At 71.7% G+C, this 14,683-nt stretch carries 13 protein-coding genes and 1 pseudogene; 8 read left to right on the forward strand and 6 right to left on the reverse strand.

What is annotated here, in order from left to right:
• Both frdA and ACWIYF_RS23850 read right to left on the reverse strand, forming a co-directional pair.
• The gene (gene frdA / locus ACWIYF_RS23845) at positions 1-1,755 is read right to left on the reverse strand and encodes a fumarate reductase (quinol) flavoprotein subunit (protein ID WP_448625302.1); all 1,755 of its coding nucleotides are present in this window, start codon (positions 1,753-1,755) and stop codon (positions 1-3) included.
• Positions 1,748-1,975: a hypothetical protein gene (locus ACWIYF_RS23850; protein ID WP_448625303.1), complete on the reverse strand. Its 228-nt coding sequence runs from the start codon at positions 1,973-1,975 to the stop codon at positions 1,748-1,750. Before ACWIYF_RS23850 ends, frdA begins: the two co-directional genes overlap by 8 nt.
• A gap of 253 nt (positions 1,976-2,228) precedes the next feature.
• On the opposite strand from ACWIYF_RS23850, the gene ACWIYF_RS23855 reads away from it, so the two are divergent.
• Complete coding sequence (locus ACWIYF_RS23855) at positions 2,229-2,855, forward strand: hypothetical protein (protein ID WP_448625304.1); 627 nt, start codon at positions 2,229-2,231, stop codon at positions 2,853-2,855.
• Between the two features lie 1,292 nt (positions 2,856-4,147).
• On the opposite strand, the gene ACWIYF_RS23860 is transcribed toward ACWIYF_RS23855, so the two are convergent.
• The gene (locus tag ACWIYF_RS23860) at positions 4,148-4,378 is read right to left on the reverse strand and encodes a hypothetical protein (protein ID WP_448625305.1); all 231 of its coding nucleotides are present in this window, start codon (positions 4,376-4,378) and stop codon (positions 4,148-4,150) included.
• Between the two features lie 453 nt (positions 4,379-4,831).
• On the opposite strand from ACWIYF_RS23860, the gene ACWIYF_RS23865 reads away from it, so the two are divergent.
• On the forward strand, positions 4,832-5,431 hold the full coding sequence (locus tag ACWIYF_RS23865) for a DUF5994 family protein (RefSeq protein ID WP_448625306.1): 600 nt from the start codon (positions 4,832-4,834) through the stop codon (positions 5,429-5,431).
• Positions 5,432-5,812: 381 nt separating this feature from the next.
• Positions 5,813-6,061: a LapA family protein gene (locus tag ACWIYF_RS23870; protein ID WP_448625307.1), complete on the forward strand. Its 249-nt coding sequence runs from the start codon at positions 5,813-5,815 to the stop codon at positions 6,059-6,061.
• A 632-nt stretch (positions 6,062-6,693) separates the two neighbouring features.
• Here the strand turns inward: ACWIYF_RS23870 and ACWIYF_RS23875 are convergent.
• Positions 6,694-7,488, reverse strand: a complete 795-nt coding sequence (locus ACWIYF_RS23875) for an IS110 family transposase (RefSeq protein WP_448628796.1) — start codon at positions 7,486-7,488, stop codon at positions 6,694-6,696.
• Here ACWIYF_RS23875 and ACWIYF_RS23880 point away from each other — a divergent pair.
• Positions 7,436-7,777, forward strand: a complete 342-nt coding sequence (locus ACWIYF_RS23880; protein WP_448628807.1) for a hypothetical protein — start codon at positions 7,436-7,438, stop codon at positions 7,775-7,777. The two genes, ACWIYF_RS23875 and ACWIYF_RS23880, sit on opposite strands and share 53 nt — an antisense overlap.
• A gap of 319 nt (positions 7,778-8,096) precedes the next feature.
• On the forward strand, positions 8,097-9,197 hold the full coding sequence (locus tag ACWIYF_RS23885; RefSeq protein ID WP_448625308.1) for a tyrosine-type recombinase/integrase: 1,101 nt from the start codon (positions 8,097-8,099) through the stop codon (positions 9,195-9,197).
• 19 nt (positions 9,198-9,216) lie between these two features.
• Here the strand turns inward: ACWIYF_RS23885 and ychF are convergent, their stop codons facing one another.
• Positions 9,217-10,290, reverse strand: coding sequence for a redox-regulated ATPase YchF (ychF, locus tag ACWIYF_RS23890; RefSeq protein WP_448625309.1), 1,074 nt, complete (start codon positions 10,288-10,290; stop codon positions 9,217-9,219).
• Between the two features lie 32 nt (positions 10,291-10,322).
• Positions 10,323-11,441: pseudogene (locus ACWIYF_RS23895) on the reverse strand (ResA-like WAxxUGC motif-containing protein).
• Positions 11,442-11,516: 75 nt separating this feature from the next.
• Between ACWIYF_RS23895 and ACWIYF_RS23900 the strand changes: the two are divergent.
• From ACWIYF_RS23900 to ACWIYF_RS23910, 3 genes are read left to right on the forward strand one after another with little or no spacing between them, the layout of a single operon-like run.
• The gene (locus ACWIYF_RS23900) at positions 11,517-12,989 is read left to right on the forward strand and encodes an AlkA N-terminal domain-containing protein (RefSeq protein ID WP_448625310.1); all 1,473 of its coding nucleotides are present in this window, start codon (positions 11,517-11,519) and stop codon (positions 12,987-12,989) included.
• Positions 12,989-13,495, forward strand: a complete 507-nt coding sequence (locus ACWIYF_RS23905) for a methylated-DNA--[protein]-cysteine S-methyltransferase (protein WP_448625311.1) — start codon at positions 12,989-12,991, stop codon at positions 13,493-13,495. Before ACWIYF_RS23900 ends, ACWIYF_RS23905 begins: the two co-directional genes overlap by 1 nt.
• A 36-nt stretch (positions 13,496-13,531) precedes the next feature.
• A complete protein-coding gene (locus tag ACWIYF_RS23910) occupies positions 13,532-14,611 on the forward strand; it encodes a DNA recombination protein RmuC (protein WP_448625312.1) in 1,080 nt (359 codons plus the stop codon).
• The last annotated feature ends 72 nt before the right edge of the window (positions 14,612-14,683 follow it).

Below are 14,683 nucleotides of genomic sequence, written 5' to 3' on the forward strand. Positions count from 1 at the left end.
CTACCTGCCGTAGATCCGTTCACCCGGAGCCCACCGGGTGATGGTCACTGGCGCCCGTTCGACCCGCGACGTCCCGTCGGGATTGCGGTACACGAGCAGGTGGGTCAGGAAGCGTTCGTCGTCGCGGGTGGGGAAGTCGGTGCGCTGGTGCGCGCCCCGGGACTCCTCCCGCTGCATCCCGGCCGTGAGGATGCACTCGCTGATGTCGAGCATGTTGGCCAGCTCCAGGGCGGCCAGGAGCTCGGTGTTGAACGAGCGGCTGGTGTCCGCCAGGCCGACGTTCGCGACGCGCTCCTGCAGTTCGGCCAGGGTGTCCGCGCCCTTGGCCATCTCCGGTCCGGTCCGGAAGATGCCGGCGGCCTCCTCCATCGTGGCCTGCATGTCGTCGCGGATGGCGGCGATGCTCTCGGTGCCGGGTCCCTTGCCCAGCAGGTCGTGCTCCAGGCGGCGGACCTCGTCGTCGGCCTGCGCCTCGATGACGGACGGCGTCGTCCCCGCGGCGGAGGCGTACTCGGCCGCCGCCCGCCCGGCCCGGGCCCCGAACACCAGGCACTCGGGCAGCGAGTTGGAGCCGAGCCGGTTGGCGCCGTTGATGCTCACGCACGCCGTCTCGCCCGCGGCGTAGAGCCCGCCGAGCCCGGTCGCGCCGTCCATGTCGGTGGAGACCCCGCCCATCATGTAGTGCACCACCGGGCGGACGGGGATCAGCTCGTGCACGGGGTCGATCCGCTCGTACTTCAGGCACAGCTCGCGCACGAAGGGGAGCTTCGTGTCGATCAGCTTCTCGCCGAGGTGGCGCAGGTCGAGGTGGACGACGTCCCCGTAGGGCGACTCCACGGTCCGGCCCTTCTCCATCTCGTGCACGAACGCCTGCGACAGGCGGTCGCGGGGGCCGAGCTCCATGCTCCGGAGCTGGGGCGCGTAGGTCGGCGTGCCCAGGTCGTAGTCCTGCAGGTAGCGGTAGCCGTCCTTGTTGAGCAGCCAGCCGCCCTCGGCGCGGGCCGCCTCGGTGATGAGGATGCCCGTGAAGGGCAGACCGGTCGGGTGGTACTGGACGAACTCCATGTCCTTGAGCGGCGCGCCCGCGCGATAGGCCAGGGCCATGCCGTCGCCGGTGTTGATGTTGGCGTTCGTGGTGAACGGGAAGACCTTGCCGCAGCCGCCGGTGCACAGGACGACCGCCTTGGCGGTGACCGCCTGGATCCGCCCGCTCATCAGTCCGATCGCCACGACGCCGTGCACCCGGCCGTCGTCCACCAGCAGCCGGGTCACGAACTCCTCGTCGTACCGCTTGACCTCGCCGAACTTCAGCGACGTCTGGAACAGCGTGTGCAGCATGTGGAAGCCGGTCTTGTCGGCGGCGAACCAGGTGCGCATCTTCTTCATGCCGCCGAACGCGCGGACCGCGACGCGGCCGTCCGGCCGCCGGCTCCACGGGCAACCCCAGTGCTCGAGCTGCAGCAGCTCCTCCGGCGCCTCCCGGACGAAGGCCTCGATGGCGTCCTGGTCGCCCAGCCAGTCGCTGCCGGAGACCGTGTCGTAGCAGTGCTCGTCGAGGCTGTCGTCGTCGCCGATGACTCCGGCCGCGCCGCCCTCGGCCGAGACCGTGTGGCTGCGCATCGGGTAGACCTTGGAGATCACGGCCACGTCGAGCCGGGGGTTGGTCTCGGCGATGGCGATGGCGGCGCGCAGGCCTGCGCCGCCTCCTCCCACGATCAGGACGTCGTGCGTCGCGCGTATGACGCTGTCACTCACCTCGCCACTCCTCGTCCGCCAGAACCTTTCCGTTGTGGTGGACGACCATGCGGTGGCAACTGCCGTCGTGGAACTCTTCCCGGGCGCTCCGGCACCCGCAGGAGTACCGGAGTTCCTCGGTGATCAGACCCTCGTGGTCCTCGGTCAGGTACTTCTCGCCGCCGTGCGTGTGGCCGCACGGCGCGAGCCTTGGGTCAAACGGAGCCGCGACGGCACTCACGGCTCACCTCCCCTACTGCGCAGGGACAGTGACCTCCGACCAGCAGGGACGAGCGTGCTCCGCGCCGCCCGGATTGGGAAGGGTTGTGGCGCCGGACGGGCCGTGGTGCCGCCCGAGTCGGAGGTCCGCCCTCCTCGTCGGGCCGAGACCAGAGCCATGATGCAGCGCACGTCGACGCGGAACTGCACACATCAACGACGTCGGTCAGGGGATCCTCAGCGTCTCCGTACAGCCGCGACACCGGGAGCGAGGAATGGCGTTCATACTCGGCATCTTCGACCTGCTGGCGTATGCGATACCCGGATCGCTCTACCTGACGACGTTCGCGTACGTGTCCCACCGGGCCGGCTGGATCGACGTGCCGAGCCTTCTCGGACTCCCCTCTTTGCTCCTGCTCATCGCCCTGGCTGTTGCGGCGTTCTTGACCGGGCAGGCGTCGCACCCTCTCGGAAAGGTGGTCGATCGATTCAACCCCTTCGGGTCGACGGAACCGTCGAAAGAAGCTCGAGAGGAGTTCCTCCGACGCAACGCCATTTCGACCCCGCGCACATTCCTGCAGCTGGATCCGTTCACACTGCTCGCCGCGCTCGAGGCGGACGACAGGGAAGCCGCTGCTGACGTCTTCCGCCTGAGATCCATCAGCCTGATGCTCAGTCGCTCGGTCCCGGCACTCGTCCTGGGCGCCGTGGTAGCTCTCGTGGAGATCTTCACCGGCGGACTTCCACTGTTCGCCGGGCTGACCGGCCTCGTCCTCGCACTTGTCGCCGCGGGATGCCTCTACCAGTCAGCGACGTTCCGCAAGTCGGCGATCATCCGAACGTACGAACTGTCCTTCTGGAACGACGACCTGGACGACCGACTCCCGGATGAGGGTCAGTAGGCCGAGGGGGGCCGATCGCGCCTCATCAGACGTTGAAGCGGAACGAATTCGGGGTCATCGAACGACGTTGACAGCTTACGGATATGCCTTCTGAGCTGCGCACATGCCGTTGAGCAAGATCGGCCGCGATGGGCCCTGATTGACCGTTCTGCGGACTCTGTGCGGACTGCCGCGGCCTGGTTCGCCCTCCAGGGACACCTCGCGCTCGCTGCGGACAGCTCTGGTGTCCGGTCGCGTCCTCCATGGGTCCCCAATGCCGGCCGAGCCTAGAGGGGTATGACCAGCTTCTCGATCGCGTTCGACCGGGTACCAGCGAGTTCGACGTCGAAGCGTTCACGCTTCTGCCGGAGGCCACGTCGTCCTGACCCGGCGAACACCCACGTCGACCCCGGCGCCGACCCCTGTCGTAGGAGCTCTGCGGCCCTCATCCCCCGGTATCTCCTCCATAGGTTATGGACGGTGACGCTCGGGCGGCGTCCTCCAGATCAGCAGTGACGTCCCCAGGGAGGAGGGGTGACATTCGACTGGCCGTCGCGGTCGATGGCAGTGACGGTTCAACGTTAGGTACTGCTGCTGGCGATGGGGCCAGCGCGCCGGCGTCGCCGGCGTAGCCGAAATCTCGGCATGCATTTACCAATGCCATTCAACAATGACCGGCATGTCATCCCCCGAAGATGCCGACAAGCCCTGTGAAGCGCGGCCCGAGCTACCTCTGTCGGTAGCACACGTGCCGTTCCTCGGTAAAGGTTCTAATGATCGGTTAAGCATTGACTGCGGTTGGCTATTGGGGAGGCGATGGAGAGAGCATTTTGGGGCGGCATCATGGAGAGCTAGGGCCGGCCGTGTGATCTTGGCCGAGTCCACCTCGGCGTCGGATGGCCCCAGATGCCGCGACTCCTCCTGTACGGGAAGCCCTATGGCAACCGGAACCCCGTCGGCAGCATCTACGGGGCTCTCGCGGAGGCCCAGACCACCTGCGCCGTCCCCCCAAGCGGGCGGGGCACCCGGCCCGGCTGGGCAAGCTGCGGTGGAAGAGTCCTCGCGGGCTGTGTGCCAAGGGCCTTGCGCCCCTCGGCCGCGACGGCGGTGCGCTCGCCGCGGTGGCGGTGGTCTTCGTCGCCAAGGCCCGTACCTTTGAGGTGGGCCCGTCGCGGCTGCGTGCGGGAAGGTCTCCCTATCCCGGTCGGGGTAACACGTGATCGCACGTGCGGCACGGGGTCTGCAGGGAGCGCTCAAGGACAGCTGTGCCAGTCGGGTCAGCCGATCGCGTCGAGTTTCGGACGCTCGGGTAGTCACCGCCCCGGGTCGATCGCGCTGGGGTTGCGCTCCTCGCCGAGTGACCACCAAGCGAGTTGACCTGGTGCCAGGGTCAGGTAGGCAAAGTCGCTCTGACCCGGCAGGCGAGCCATCAGTGTCACAAACTGGTTGCTCGCCCGAGCTGTCACGATCTCCTGGGCGCGATCCGCAAGATCGACGGAGTCGTCCAGTTCCCACACGAGGTCCGTCCCGGCCATCCGCAGCATCTTCGGCATGGTTCAGCCAATCAGCCGTGCCTCCGGATGGGCCACTCGACCCCATCGCGGATTCTCTGGCGGAATGTCGATTGCTCCTGAGGTTGTCGTTGGTGCTGGTGAATCCACCTGGGCTCGCCGAACATCCCCTGCCCGTGATTCGCCAGGGCTCCCGGAACCGGTGGCTGTTCCCTTGTCGATCGCACGTCAGCCGACCAATAGGCCAACCGTGGCCACGCGGCAAGCCGATGGCCGTCCCACCCACAACCGCCAAGCGAGACCTCCTGCCATGGCATGTGGAATCACGTCTGCTTGACCGCGTCCGAGGAAGCAGGAGGGAACGCGTAAGTTGGTGGTCGGTGTCACTGCGACGCCAAGCCCCTCCGCTGACGGAGGGAGATCGGCGGTCCCTTCGATGGGGCCCACCACTACCCAGAGGCACTACCGACGCGGAACGGTCCGGTCATGACGACCATCCGGGTCACCCGCCGACCCCCAATCTCCCCGGACGGCGTCGACCGCACGGCGACGTCGTCGTCGCTCCCCTTGCCCGAGCCTGGCGATGAGGAGGCCGCCCGCGTCGCTCTGATCGATCCACCGGCCGCAGGTAGCGCATTGGATGGGGCATGGTGGCCCCGATCGCGGAATCTGACGCGTGAGCTGCCCCCGCTTGTCGAGGAGCTGCACCGGCGGGGAATCCGGGTGACTCGAGTGGCCTACAACCCCGACGCGTGGGAGCTGGCGACGCGGCGGCTACAGGCGGGCGGGCGAATCATCCGTCTCGGCTGGTTCCGCGGCGTGGACCGGCAGTTGCTGAACTTGACCGCTGACGTGGGGCCCGGTCGGGTGGATCTCCTCGTCGTTCCGCCTGAGACGACGGCGGCAGTCGCGCAGCGCGCCTTCTCGGCCGCCACTGACCGTGCCAACCGGGACACCCCTACCGCGCTGCTCGACGCGCTGAGCGCAGCGGGCCCGCCGGTGTCACCACCGCCCTCACTGTCCTCCCGGTCAACCATCGAGGAGGCCACGGTCTGGGAGTCCGAGGGAGGTCACTTGACTCGCTGACGCGGGCATCCACACATCCAAATGTGCGGATGGTGCCCGGAGGCGCCCTTGTTCTGCACGGGCCGGGCGACTCAGAGCCACGGCGAGGGCGCGGTCCCTCCGCTCGTTGGGCGGTGCGTCTCTGCGCGAACAAGTCGTCCGACTCGTCTTGTCCGGCGCAGAGAGGCGTAGGATCGGAATCGTCCGGAATGGGTGACAGGCCACCGCCATGGTGCCCACCGAACCGGCAATGGCATCGGTCCGGAGCAGTCCATGTCTCTTCATCCCACCAACGATGTCCCGGGCGCCGACCAGGCTCCCGTCAACGGGGGCTCTGTGCCCCCCAGCCCGCAGCCAGAGCAGGTCAGCGCCCCGCGGCCGTCAACGGGGCCGCGGCAGCGGGTGCGCGGCACGCGCACCGGACGGCTGTGGGTGGCAGCTTGCGCCGCAGCACTGATCACCGTCGCACTGATCATCTTCATGGTTCAGAACACCCACACTGTGGTGGTGTCCTTCCTCGGCCTGACCGGCAGCACCTCCCTGGCCCTCATGCTGCTCATCGCTGCGGTCGGCGGCACCCTCCTCACGCTGCTCCTCGGTAGCGCGCGCATCATCCAGTTGCGCCATGCAGTACGGAAGCGGCACGACTGAACTGCCGATCCGGCGGCACCGCTCCTGCTTGGCCGGCCCGGGCCCAACCGCCTCGAGACAGGACTTAGGGGACAACCGAGGGTCCACCCCGCTTCCCCATAAACCAGCGGTCCTCCGACTGCGTAGCGCCGGGGGGAAGGGTGGGCCGGAGGCCCATCCCGGAGGGACGCGCAGCGCCCTTATCTGTGGAGGGGCCCCTGGTCAATCGTGTCCATCCACCTGCCCCCGACAGCTGCGGTTGTTGCCGGCCCGGAGCCGCGGTCAAGGTGGAGCGCCCCACTGGACGAACGACCTTGACCGCGGCGAGGACCGGCACACCATGTCCGCGGCCGGGGGCAGGGTCAGCTTGTTCCGCGCGATGAGCGGCTCCCGTCCGGCGGTGCGCCGGTGGTCGCAGGGGCAGGGGTGCGGCGCGCGGGCGCCCAGCCTTATCTCGGTGCGCGCAGCCAGGGGTGGGGCGGCTGCGGCGACATGATGATCTCTGGGGTGTCCCACGGGACAGGCGGCCGCTCAGTCTTTCCGGGCCGTTTCGTGCTGATCGCACGATCGGCAGCGCTATGTGCAGGAGCGGGCCGCGGGCATCGGCGGTGGGCAGATGCGCGCACTGCATCCCCTCGGATCGGGGTCGCGGATCAGGCCGGGGCGAGGGCCTGGTCACCGAGGGCGCGCAGGGTGTGATGCGCCCGGCGGACCATCTTGCGGGCCACCGAGAGGGTGGCCCGTCCGCCACCGACCCGGTCGGCGACCCGCCGGTAGTAGGCGTACTCGGGCGAGCCAGGTCGGGCGGCGCACTGGGCGGCCTCGAACAGCACCCAGCGCAGCAGCGGCGAGCCCTGCCGGGACAGGTGCGCGGCGGTGCGTTTGCCGTCGGAGGAGTGCACGGTGATGTCCAGGCCGGTGTGCCGCACCGCCTTGCGCGAGGCGGAGAAGCGGCGGGAATCGCCCAGTTCGCTCCACAGCGCCGCGGCGGTGATCGGCCCGATGCCGTAGTCGGCCTGCAGTGCCCGGCAGCCGGGCTGCCGGTCGGCGAACGCGGCGATCTGGCGGCGCAGCGGATCGAGCTCGGCATCCAGGGCGTCGATGATCCGCAGCGCGGTCGCCACCGCCTGGCGCCCGGCCGGCGAGAGGCCCTCACCGGACTCGAGCATGCGACGGTTGTCCAGGCTGAGCAGGCCGCCGCTGACCGCCGCGACGCCGTGGTGCAGCAGGATCGCGTGGATGCGCTGCACCCAGCCGGTGTGCTGCTCGCGCAGGTCCTTGAACAACTGCAGCCGGGCGCGCATCTCCAGCACGTGCGCCGGCGGGATCCACGACTCGGGCAGCCGCCCGTCGGCGAGCAGATCGCGCAGCAGCCGGGCGTCGGCCCGGTCGGTCTTGGCCCGCCGCTTCGGCGCGCACAGCCGCGGTGTCGGCCGGCTCGGCCAGATGCGCCTCGATCCCGGCGCGTTGCAGCTCCTCGACCACGAACCGCCAGCCGGTGCAGCCCTCGACCGCGAACGCCGCCGGCGCGCCCGTCCCGGCGAACAGATGCTCCAGCCAGCCGCGCAGCAGCATCCGGTCGGCCGGAGCGATTCGTCCGTGCCGGGACTCGCCGCTGCGCTCGTCGAGGTAGTCAAAGGTGATCTGCCGCCGGTGGATGTCGAACCCGCCTACGATCCCCATCGAGACCTCCTCAAGCTCCATCACAGTCGACGCACCCAGGCTGCGCTGAGCTGAGGGGGTCCCTCATGTCCTCCTTCCAGCGCCCCTCCAGCAGCCGCGGCTGCGGCCGGGCGGGGAGCGGCAGCCCATGGTCAACCCCTCCCATGCGGCCGGCCCGACGGACGGAACCCCCGGTCACCGCTACTGGAGAACAACTGGAGAAGCGGGTGGACGCTCCGGTGCGGGCGAGCACCGCCGCCATCACGCCGCTCTCCAGCGTCGAAGTGGCAGTGGTCCGCCATAGATTCTCGCCGCAGCCCCGCCGGCGGACCCGTGGGCGCTACACCGGGACCTCGGGCGGGCGCCCGATCGACCGACGACGAGGGGCAGCAGCATGGCCAGCATCTCGAGGCTGCCGAACGGCAAGTACAGGCCGCGGTACCGGGACGAGCACGGCAAGGAGCATGCCCGCCACTTCGACCGCAAGGTCGACGCCCAGCGCTGGCTCGACGAGGTCACTGCTGCCGTGGTCACGGGCACCTACGTCGACCCTGGGGCGGGCCGGCAGACCTTCGCCGAGTACTACGCCGAGTGGTCGGTCCGCCAGGTGTGGGCGCCCGGCACCGAAACGGCGATGAGCCTGGCCGCCCGGTCCACGACCTTCGCCGACGTCCGGATGCGGTCCCTGCGCCGCTCGCACGTCGAGCACTGGGTCAAGAGCATGGTCTCCCGCGGCCTGGCACCGGGCACCGTGCACACCCGGACCAACAACGTCCGCGCCGTCCTGCGCGGCGCCGTCGCCGACCGGGTCATTCCCCGCGACCCGAGCGAGGGCATCGCCCTCCCCCGCCGCCGCCGCGCGGCCGCCGCCATGACACTGCCGACTCCAGCTCAGGTCGGCGCGATCCTCGAGGCCGCCGACGGGCCCTTCGGCGCCTTCGTCGGGCTGTGCGGCTTCGCCGGCCTGCGCCTGGGTGAGGCGGCCGCCGTCCGCGTCGGCGACGTCGACTTCCTCCGCCGCACCCTCACCGTCGCCCGCCAGGTCCAGCGCGCCCCCGGCGGCGCGATCGAGCTGCGCGCACCGAAGTACGGCAGCGAGCGGCAGGTGTACCTCGCGCCGTCTCTGGTCGACCTGCTCGCCCGGCACGTCGCCGCCCACTGCCCAGAGGGCACCTGGCTGTTCACCGGGGACGCCGGCCAGCCGCCACACCAGAACACCGTCGGCCACCGCTGGCGGACGACGCTCGCCGCGGCCGGCCTCAGCGGCGTCAAGCTGCACGACCTCCGGCACTTCTACGCCTCCGGGCTCATCGCCTCCGGCTGCGACGTCGTCACCGTCCAGCGCGCCCTCGGGCATGCCACGGCGACCACGACACTGAACACCCACAGCCACCTGTGGCCCACCGCGGAGGACCGGACGAGGCGCGCCGCGGAGCAACTGTTTGCGGACAGTTGCGGACTCTCTGCGGACTCGGGTACCTCCGCAAGCCACTGACCAGCGGAAACTCACCCAGTCAGACGTTGAAGCGGAACTCCACGACGTCGCCGTCCTGCATGACGTACTCCTTGCCCTCCATGCGGACCCAGCCACGGGCCTTGGCCTCGGCCATCGAGCCGGCCTCGACGAGCTGGTCGAAGGAGACGATCTCGGCCTTGATGAAGCCGCGCTGGAAGTCGGTGTGGATCACGCCGGCGGCCTGCGGGGCGGTCGCGCCGATCGGGATCGTCCAGGCCCGCGACTCCTTGGGCCCGGCCGTCAGGTAGGTCTGCAGGCCGAGGGTCGCGAACCCGACCCGCGCCAGCTGGTGCAGCCCCGGCTCGTCCTGCCCGACGGCGGCCAGCAGCTCGGCGGCCTCTTCCTCGGGCAGCTCGGCGAGCTCGGCCTCGATCTTCGCGTCGAGCAGGATCGCCTCGGCCGGCGCCACCAGCTCGCGCAGCGACGCGATGGTGGCCTCGTCGGCCAGCTCCTCTTCGTCGACGTTGAAGACGTAGAGGAAGGGCTTGGTGGTCAGCAGCGACAGCTCCCGCAGCGGCTCGAGATCGATACCGGCGGAGAACAGCGTCCGCCCCTCGTTGAGGATCTGCTGCGCCTCGACGGCGGCCTTGTGCAGCGCCGCCCGCTCCTTGTCCTTGCGCGACTCCTTCTCCAGCCGCGGGACCGCCTTCTCCAGCGTCTGCAGGTCGGCGAGGATCAGCTCGGTGTTGATCGTCTCGATGTCGTCCTTCGGGCTCACCTTGCCCTCGACGTGGACGACGTCCGGATCGGTGAACACGCGGATGACCTGGCAGATCGCGTCGCTCTCGCGGATGTTGGCCAGGAACTTGTTGCCCAGGCCCTGCCCCTCGCTGGCGCCGCGGACGATGCCGGCGATGTCCACGAACGACACCGTCGCCGGGATGATCTTCTGGCTGCCGAAGATGTCGGCGAGCTTCTTGAGCCGGCCGTCGGGGACGCCGACCACACCGACGTTCGGCTCGATGGTCGCGAACGGGTAGTTCGCGGCCAGCACGTCGTTCTTGGTCAGCGCGTTGAACAGCGTCGACTTGCCGACGTTGGGCAGGCCGACGATCCCGATGGTCAAGCTCACGGGAGTCCAGCCTACGTGGGTGCCACGGCGCCTCAGAACGTGCGCGGGTAGTACTCCCCCTCGCCCAGCGTGGCGATCTGCGACCGGAAGTCCGACTCGAACGGCCAGTCGTCCTCCTCGCCCTCCACCGGACCTTGCGCGAACCGACCGGCAGGTCCACCGATCCGCTCGTCGCTGACCAGCGAGTACGCCTGCCGCCGGTAGGTCCAGTTCTCCGGCTGGAGACGGTGGCAGGCGTTGAAGTGCGCGATCGCCCGCTCCCGCCGGCCGGTACGCCACAGGTGGTCGGCCAGCTCGAAGTGGGCCGCGGCCTCCGACACCGCCTTCGGCCGCGGCTGCGAGCGGGCGACGACCTCGGACGGGCTCAGCGCGTACGCGCTCTCCGCCCCCAGCTCGACCCAGTCCCGGATCGCATCGGCGTAGGCCCCGCGGTCCTGACCGGTCCTGGTCAAGGTGCGCACGTCCAGCGCGCCCTTCGGCGTCGGCGGTGCGCTCCTCGCACGCCCGAGCCGGGGCATCGACTCGGCGATCGTCGCGGGCAGGTGCGACGCCCCGTCCGGCCAGCCGGGCTCCGGCGGCCGCACGATCAGCCCCTGCTCGTCGATCCAGACCACGTTCGGGATGTTGACGACGCCGAACAGCGCGTCCATGCGGTGCGTGGGATCGAGCAGCGAGGGGTGTTCCGGCCGCGCCGCCTCGATGTGCGGCCGGGAGGCCTCGGGGCCGGAGAGCTCCAGCGAGACCGTGACCACCTCGAGGCCGCGGGGGTGCAGCTCGGTGCGCAGGGCCTGCCACCCGGGCAGGTCGAAGGCGCAGCCCTAGTAGGGCGCCCAGGCGACGAGCACGACCTTCTGCCCCCGCAGCGACGAGAGGCGGAACTCCGTGCCGTCGAGGTCGTCGAGCAACAGCTCGGGCGCCTCCGCGGTGACGAGCGCCCGGTCGCCCAGCGACTCCGGGCCGAGCGCCCAGAGGCCGGTCTCCTCGTCGTGCACGAGCGCCATGCCAAGTCGCTCCGCCGTCCGCACGAGATCGAAGCCGGAGCGGTCGAGCGGGACGCAGGCCTCGGCCTTGCAGGCACCCTCCGGCTTGATCTGCCAGCCCGTACCCGCGGCGAACCGCGCCGGCGAGACGTCGAGCGAGTCGAGGATCACCCCGGCGACCGTAGCCCACGGCAATGTCCGGAAACCGCCAGTCCTGCGTCGGTGGGCGGTGGCAGGCTCGCTCCCGTGACCGAGGCCCTGGACCACGAGCGCTGCTACCGCGCGGTCGCCGGCCGCGACGCCCGGTTCGACGGCTGGTTCTTCACCGCGGTGCACACCACCGGCATCTACTGCCGCCCGTCCTGCCCGGCCCGCACCCCGCTGTCCCGCAACGTCTCCTTCTTCACCACCGCCGCCGCGGCCCAGGCAGCCGGGTTCCGCGCCTGCCGCCGCTGCCGGCCGGACGCCGCCCCGGGCTCACCCGAGTGGGACGTGCGCGCGGACGTCGTCGCCCGCGCGATGCGGCTGATCGCCGACGGCGAGGTCGAGCGCTCCGGCGTCCCCGGGCTGGCCGCGCGGCTCGGCTACTCCGAGCGGCAGCTGCACCGGCTGCTGGTCGGCGAGCTCGGCGTCGGCGCCCTCGCGCTGGCCCGCGCCCGCCGCGCGCAGACCGCCCGCGTGCTCATCGAGACCACCGACCTGCCCATGGCCGAGGTCGCCTTCGCCGCCGGGTTCGCCAGCATCCGGCAGTTCAACGACACCGTCCGCGAGGTCTTCGCCGCGACGCCGACGACCCTGCGGCACAAGCGCCGCGGTGCCCCGGGCACGCCCGGCGAGCTCACCCTGCGGCTGGCCGCCCGCGCGCCCTACGACGCGGCCGAGGTCCTCCTCTTCCTCGGCGCGCACGCCGTCCCCGGCCTGGAGGAGTGGGACGGGACGACGTTCGCCCGCGTCCTCGACCTGCCCCACGGCCCCGCGGTGGTGCGCCTCTCCCCCGCCGACGGCTCCGCGGTCACCGCCCGGCTGCGGCTGACGTCCCTGCGGGACCTTGGCGCGGCGGTCACCCGCTGCCGGCGAATGCTCGACCTGGACGCCGACCCGGCCGCGGTGGACGACGTCCTCGGCACCGACCCCGCGCTGGCCGGGCTGGTCGCCGGCGCGCCCGGCCGCCGCGTGCCGGCCTCCCCAGACGCCGCGGAGCTCGCGATCCGCGCGGTGCTGGGCCAGCAGGTGTCCGTCGCCGGCGCCCGCACGCTCACCGCCCGGGTGCTGCGCGCGGCCGGCACCCCGCTGCCGGAGCCGGTCGGCACGCTCACCCACGCCTTCCCCCGCGCCGAGGCGCTGGCCGAGGCCGACCTCACCGCCGTCGGGCTGACCGGCACCCGCCGCCGCACCGTGCACGCGCTCGCCGCCGCCCTCGACCGCGGCGACGTCCCGCTCGACCCCGGCGCCGACCGGGCGGAGGCGGCCCGCGCGCTGGTCGCCGTCCCCGGCATCGGCCCGTGGACGGCGGCGCTGGTGGGCCTGCGCGGCCTCGCCGACCCCGATGTCTGGCTGCCCGGCGACCTGGCGCTGCGCCGCAGCCTGGCCGCGCTCGGCAGCTCTGACCGCGACGCGGCTGGCCGCTGGCGGCCGTGGCGCTCCTACGCGGTCATGCACCTGTGGGCGCTCGCCGTGCCGTCCCTGTTCACCCGCGCCGCGCTGCCGAGGAGTGCCTGATGACCGCCCGCCACGCCACCGTGGCCACCCCGCCCGGCCCGTTCACCGTGGTGGTCGCCGAGGACGACGCCGTCCTGGCCGCCGGGTGGACGGCCGACGTCGGCGACCTGCTGCCGGTGGTGCACCGCTCGCTGCGGCCGGCGACGAGCGAGCGCGTCGCCCGGCTGCCGGTCCTCGACGCGGTCGAGGCCTTCCACGCCGGCGACGTCACCGCGATCGACGACGTCGTGGTCCGGCAGCGGTCGGGGCCGTTCCTGCAGGAGGCGTGGGAGGAGCTGCGCCGCATCCCGGCCGGGAAGCCGGCCACCTACGCCGCGTTCGCGGTGCGCTGCGGCCGCCCGACGGCGGTGCGCGCCGCGGCCAACGCCTGCGCGCGCAACGCCGCGGCGCTGTTCGTGCCCTGCCACCGGGTGCTGGGGTCCGACGGCGGTCTCGGCGGGTTCCGGTGGGGCACCCCGGTGAAGCGCTGGCTGCTCGACCACGAGGCCTCACACGGCGCAGCCTGACCGGAACTGTCGGTGGCGTCGGGCACCCTGCCCGACATGGACGCCGCCTCCCTGCTGCTCGGGCTCCTCCTCGGTGCGCTGCTGGCCACCGCGGTCACCCTCGGCGTCGTCGCGCTGCTCGCCCGCCGCCGCCCGGCAGAGGCCGGCCTCGAGCCGCTGCACGAGTCGCTGGACCACCTGCACCGGCTGCTCACCGGCATGGAGCGGGCCCGCGCCACCGCCCACGGCGAGCTGCGCGAGCAGATGGGCACGGTCGGGCACGCCTCGGCGCAGCTGAAGCAGGAGACCGCCGCGCTGGTCACCGCGCTGCGCACCCCGCACGTCCGCGGCCGGTGGGGCGAGGTGCAGCTGCGCCGCGTGGTCGAGGTCGCGGGCCTGCTCGAGCACTGCGACTTCGTCGAGCAGCCCGGGTCGACCAACGACGAGGGCGCCGGCGTCCGCCCCGACCTCGTCGTCACCCTCGCCGACGGGCGGCAGGTGGTGGTCGACGCGAAGGTGCCGTTCACCGGCTACATCGAGGCCGTCCAGGCTCCTGACGAGGCGGTGCGGGTGCAGCGGGTGGCCGCGCACGCCCGTCAGCTGCGCGCGCACGTCGACGCCCTGTCGGCCCGCCGCTACCCGACCGCGTTCCGCCCGGCGGCGCCGTTCACCGTCCTGTTCGTCCCGTCCGACGGCTTCCTGACGACAGCACTGGAGGCCGAGCCGGGGCTGCTGGAGTACGGCTTCGCCCGCGACGTCGTCCTCGCGACGCCGAGCACGCTCCTGGCGCTGCTGCGCACCGTCGCCTACTCGTGGCGGCAGGAGCGGCTGGCCCGCGACGCCGACCAGGTGCTGGAGGTGGGCCGCCGGCTGCACGCGCGGCTGACCACGCTGTCCGGCCACCTCACCCGGCTCGGGGCCGCGCTCGGCACGACGATGACCCGCTACAACGAGACCGTCGGCTCCTACGAGACCTCGGTGCTGGCCGCCGCCCGCCGCTTCGACGACCTGGGCGTGGGCGAGAAGCCGGTCCCCGAGCCCCAGCGACTGGAGGCCACCGTGCGGGCGCTCCGCCCGGCCGACCCCGACCTGCTGCCGCCCTGCGAGGAGGACGCCCGCGACGGCACCCACGGCTGACGCCCCCGCGGGGCACAACCCGCAGCCCCCGCGCGTTGCACGGTCGGACCGGGGGTACTCGCAACTGTGTGG

This window comes from Geodermatophilus sp. URMC 64 (assembly GCF_053502555.1).

Excerpts from the sequence above, each read along its gene's own strand:
- ACWIYF_RS23855 (WP_448625304.1), top strand. The coding sequence starts at position 2,229 with ATGGCGTTCATACTCGGCATCTTCGACCTGCTGGCGTATGCGATACCC.
- ACWIYF_RS23860 (WP_448625305.1), bottom strand. The coding sequence starts at position 4,378 with ATGCTGCGGATGGCCGGGACGGACCTCGTGTGGGAACTGGACGACTCC.
- ACWIYF_RS23865 (WP_448625306.1), top strand. The coding sequence starts at position 4,832 with ATGACGACCATCCGGGTCACCCGCCGACCCCCAATCTCCCCGGACGGC.
- ACWIYF_RS23885 (WP_448625308.1), top strand. The coding sequence starts at position 8,097 with ATGGCCAGCATCTCGAGGCTGCCGAACGGCAAGTACAGGCCGCGGTAC.
- ACWIYF_RS23905 (WP_448625311.1), top strand. The coding sequence starts at position 12,989 with ATGACCGCCCGCCACGCCACCGTGGCCACCCCGCCCGGCCCGTTCACC.
- ACWIYF_RS23910 (WP_448625312.1), top strand. The coding sequence starts at position 13,532 with ATGGACGCCGCCTCCCTGCTGCTCGGGCTCCTCCTCGGTGCGCTGCTG.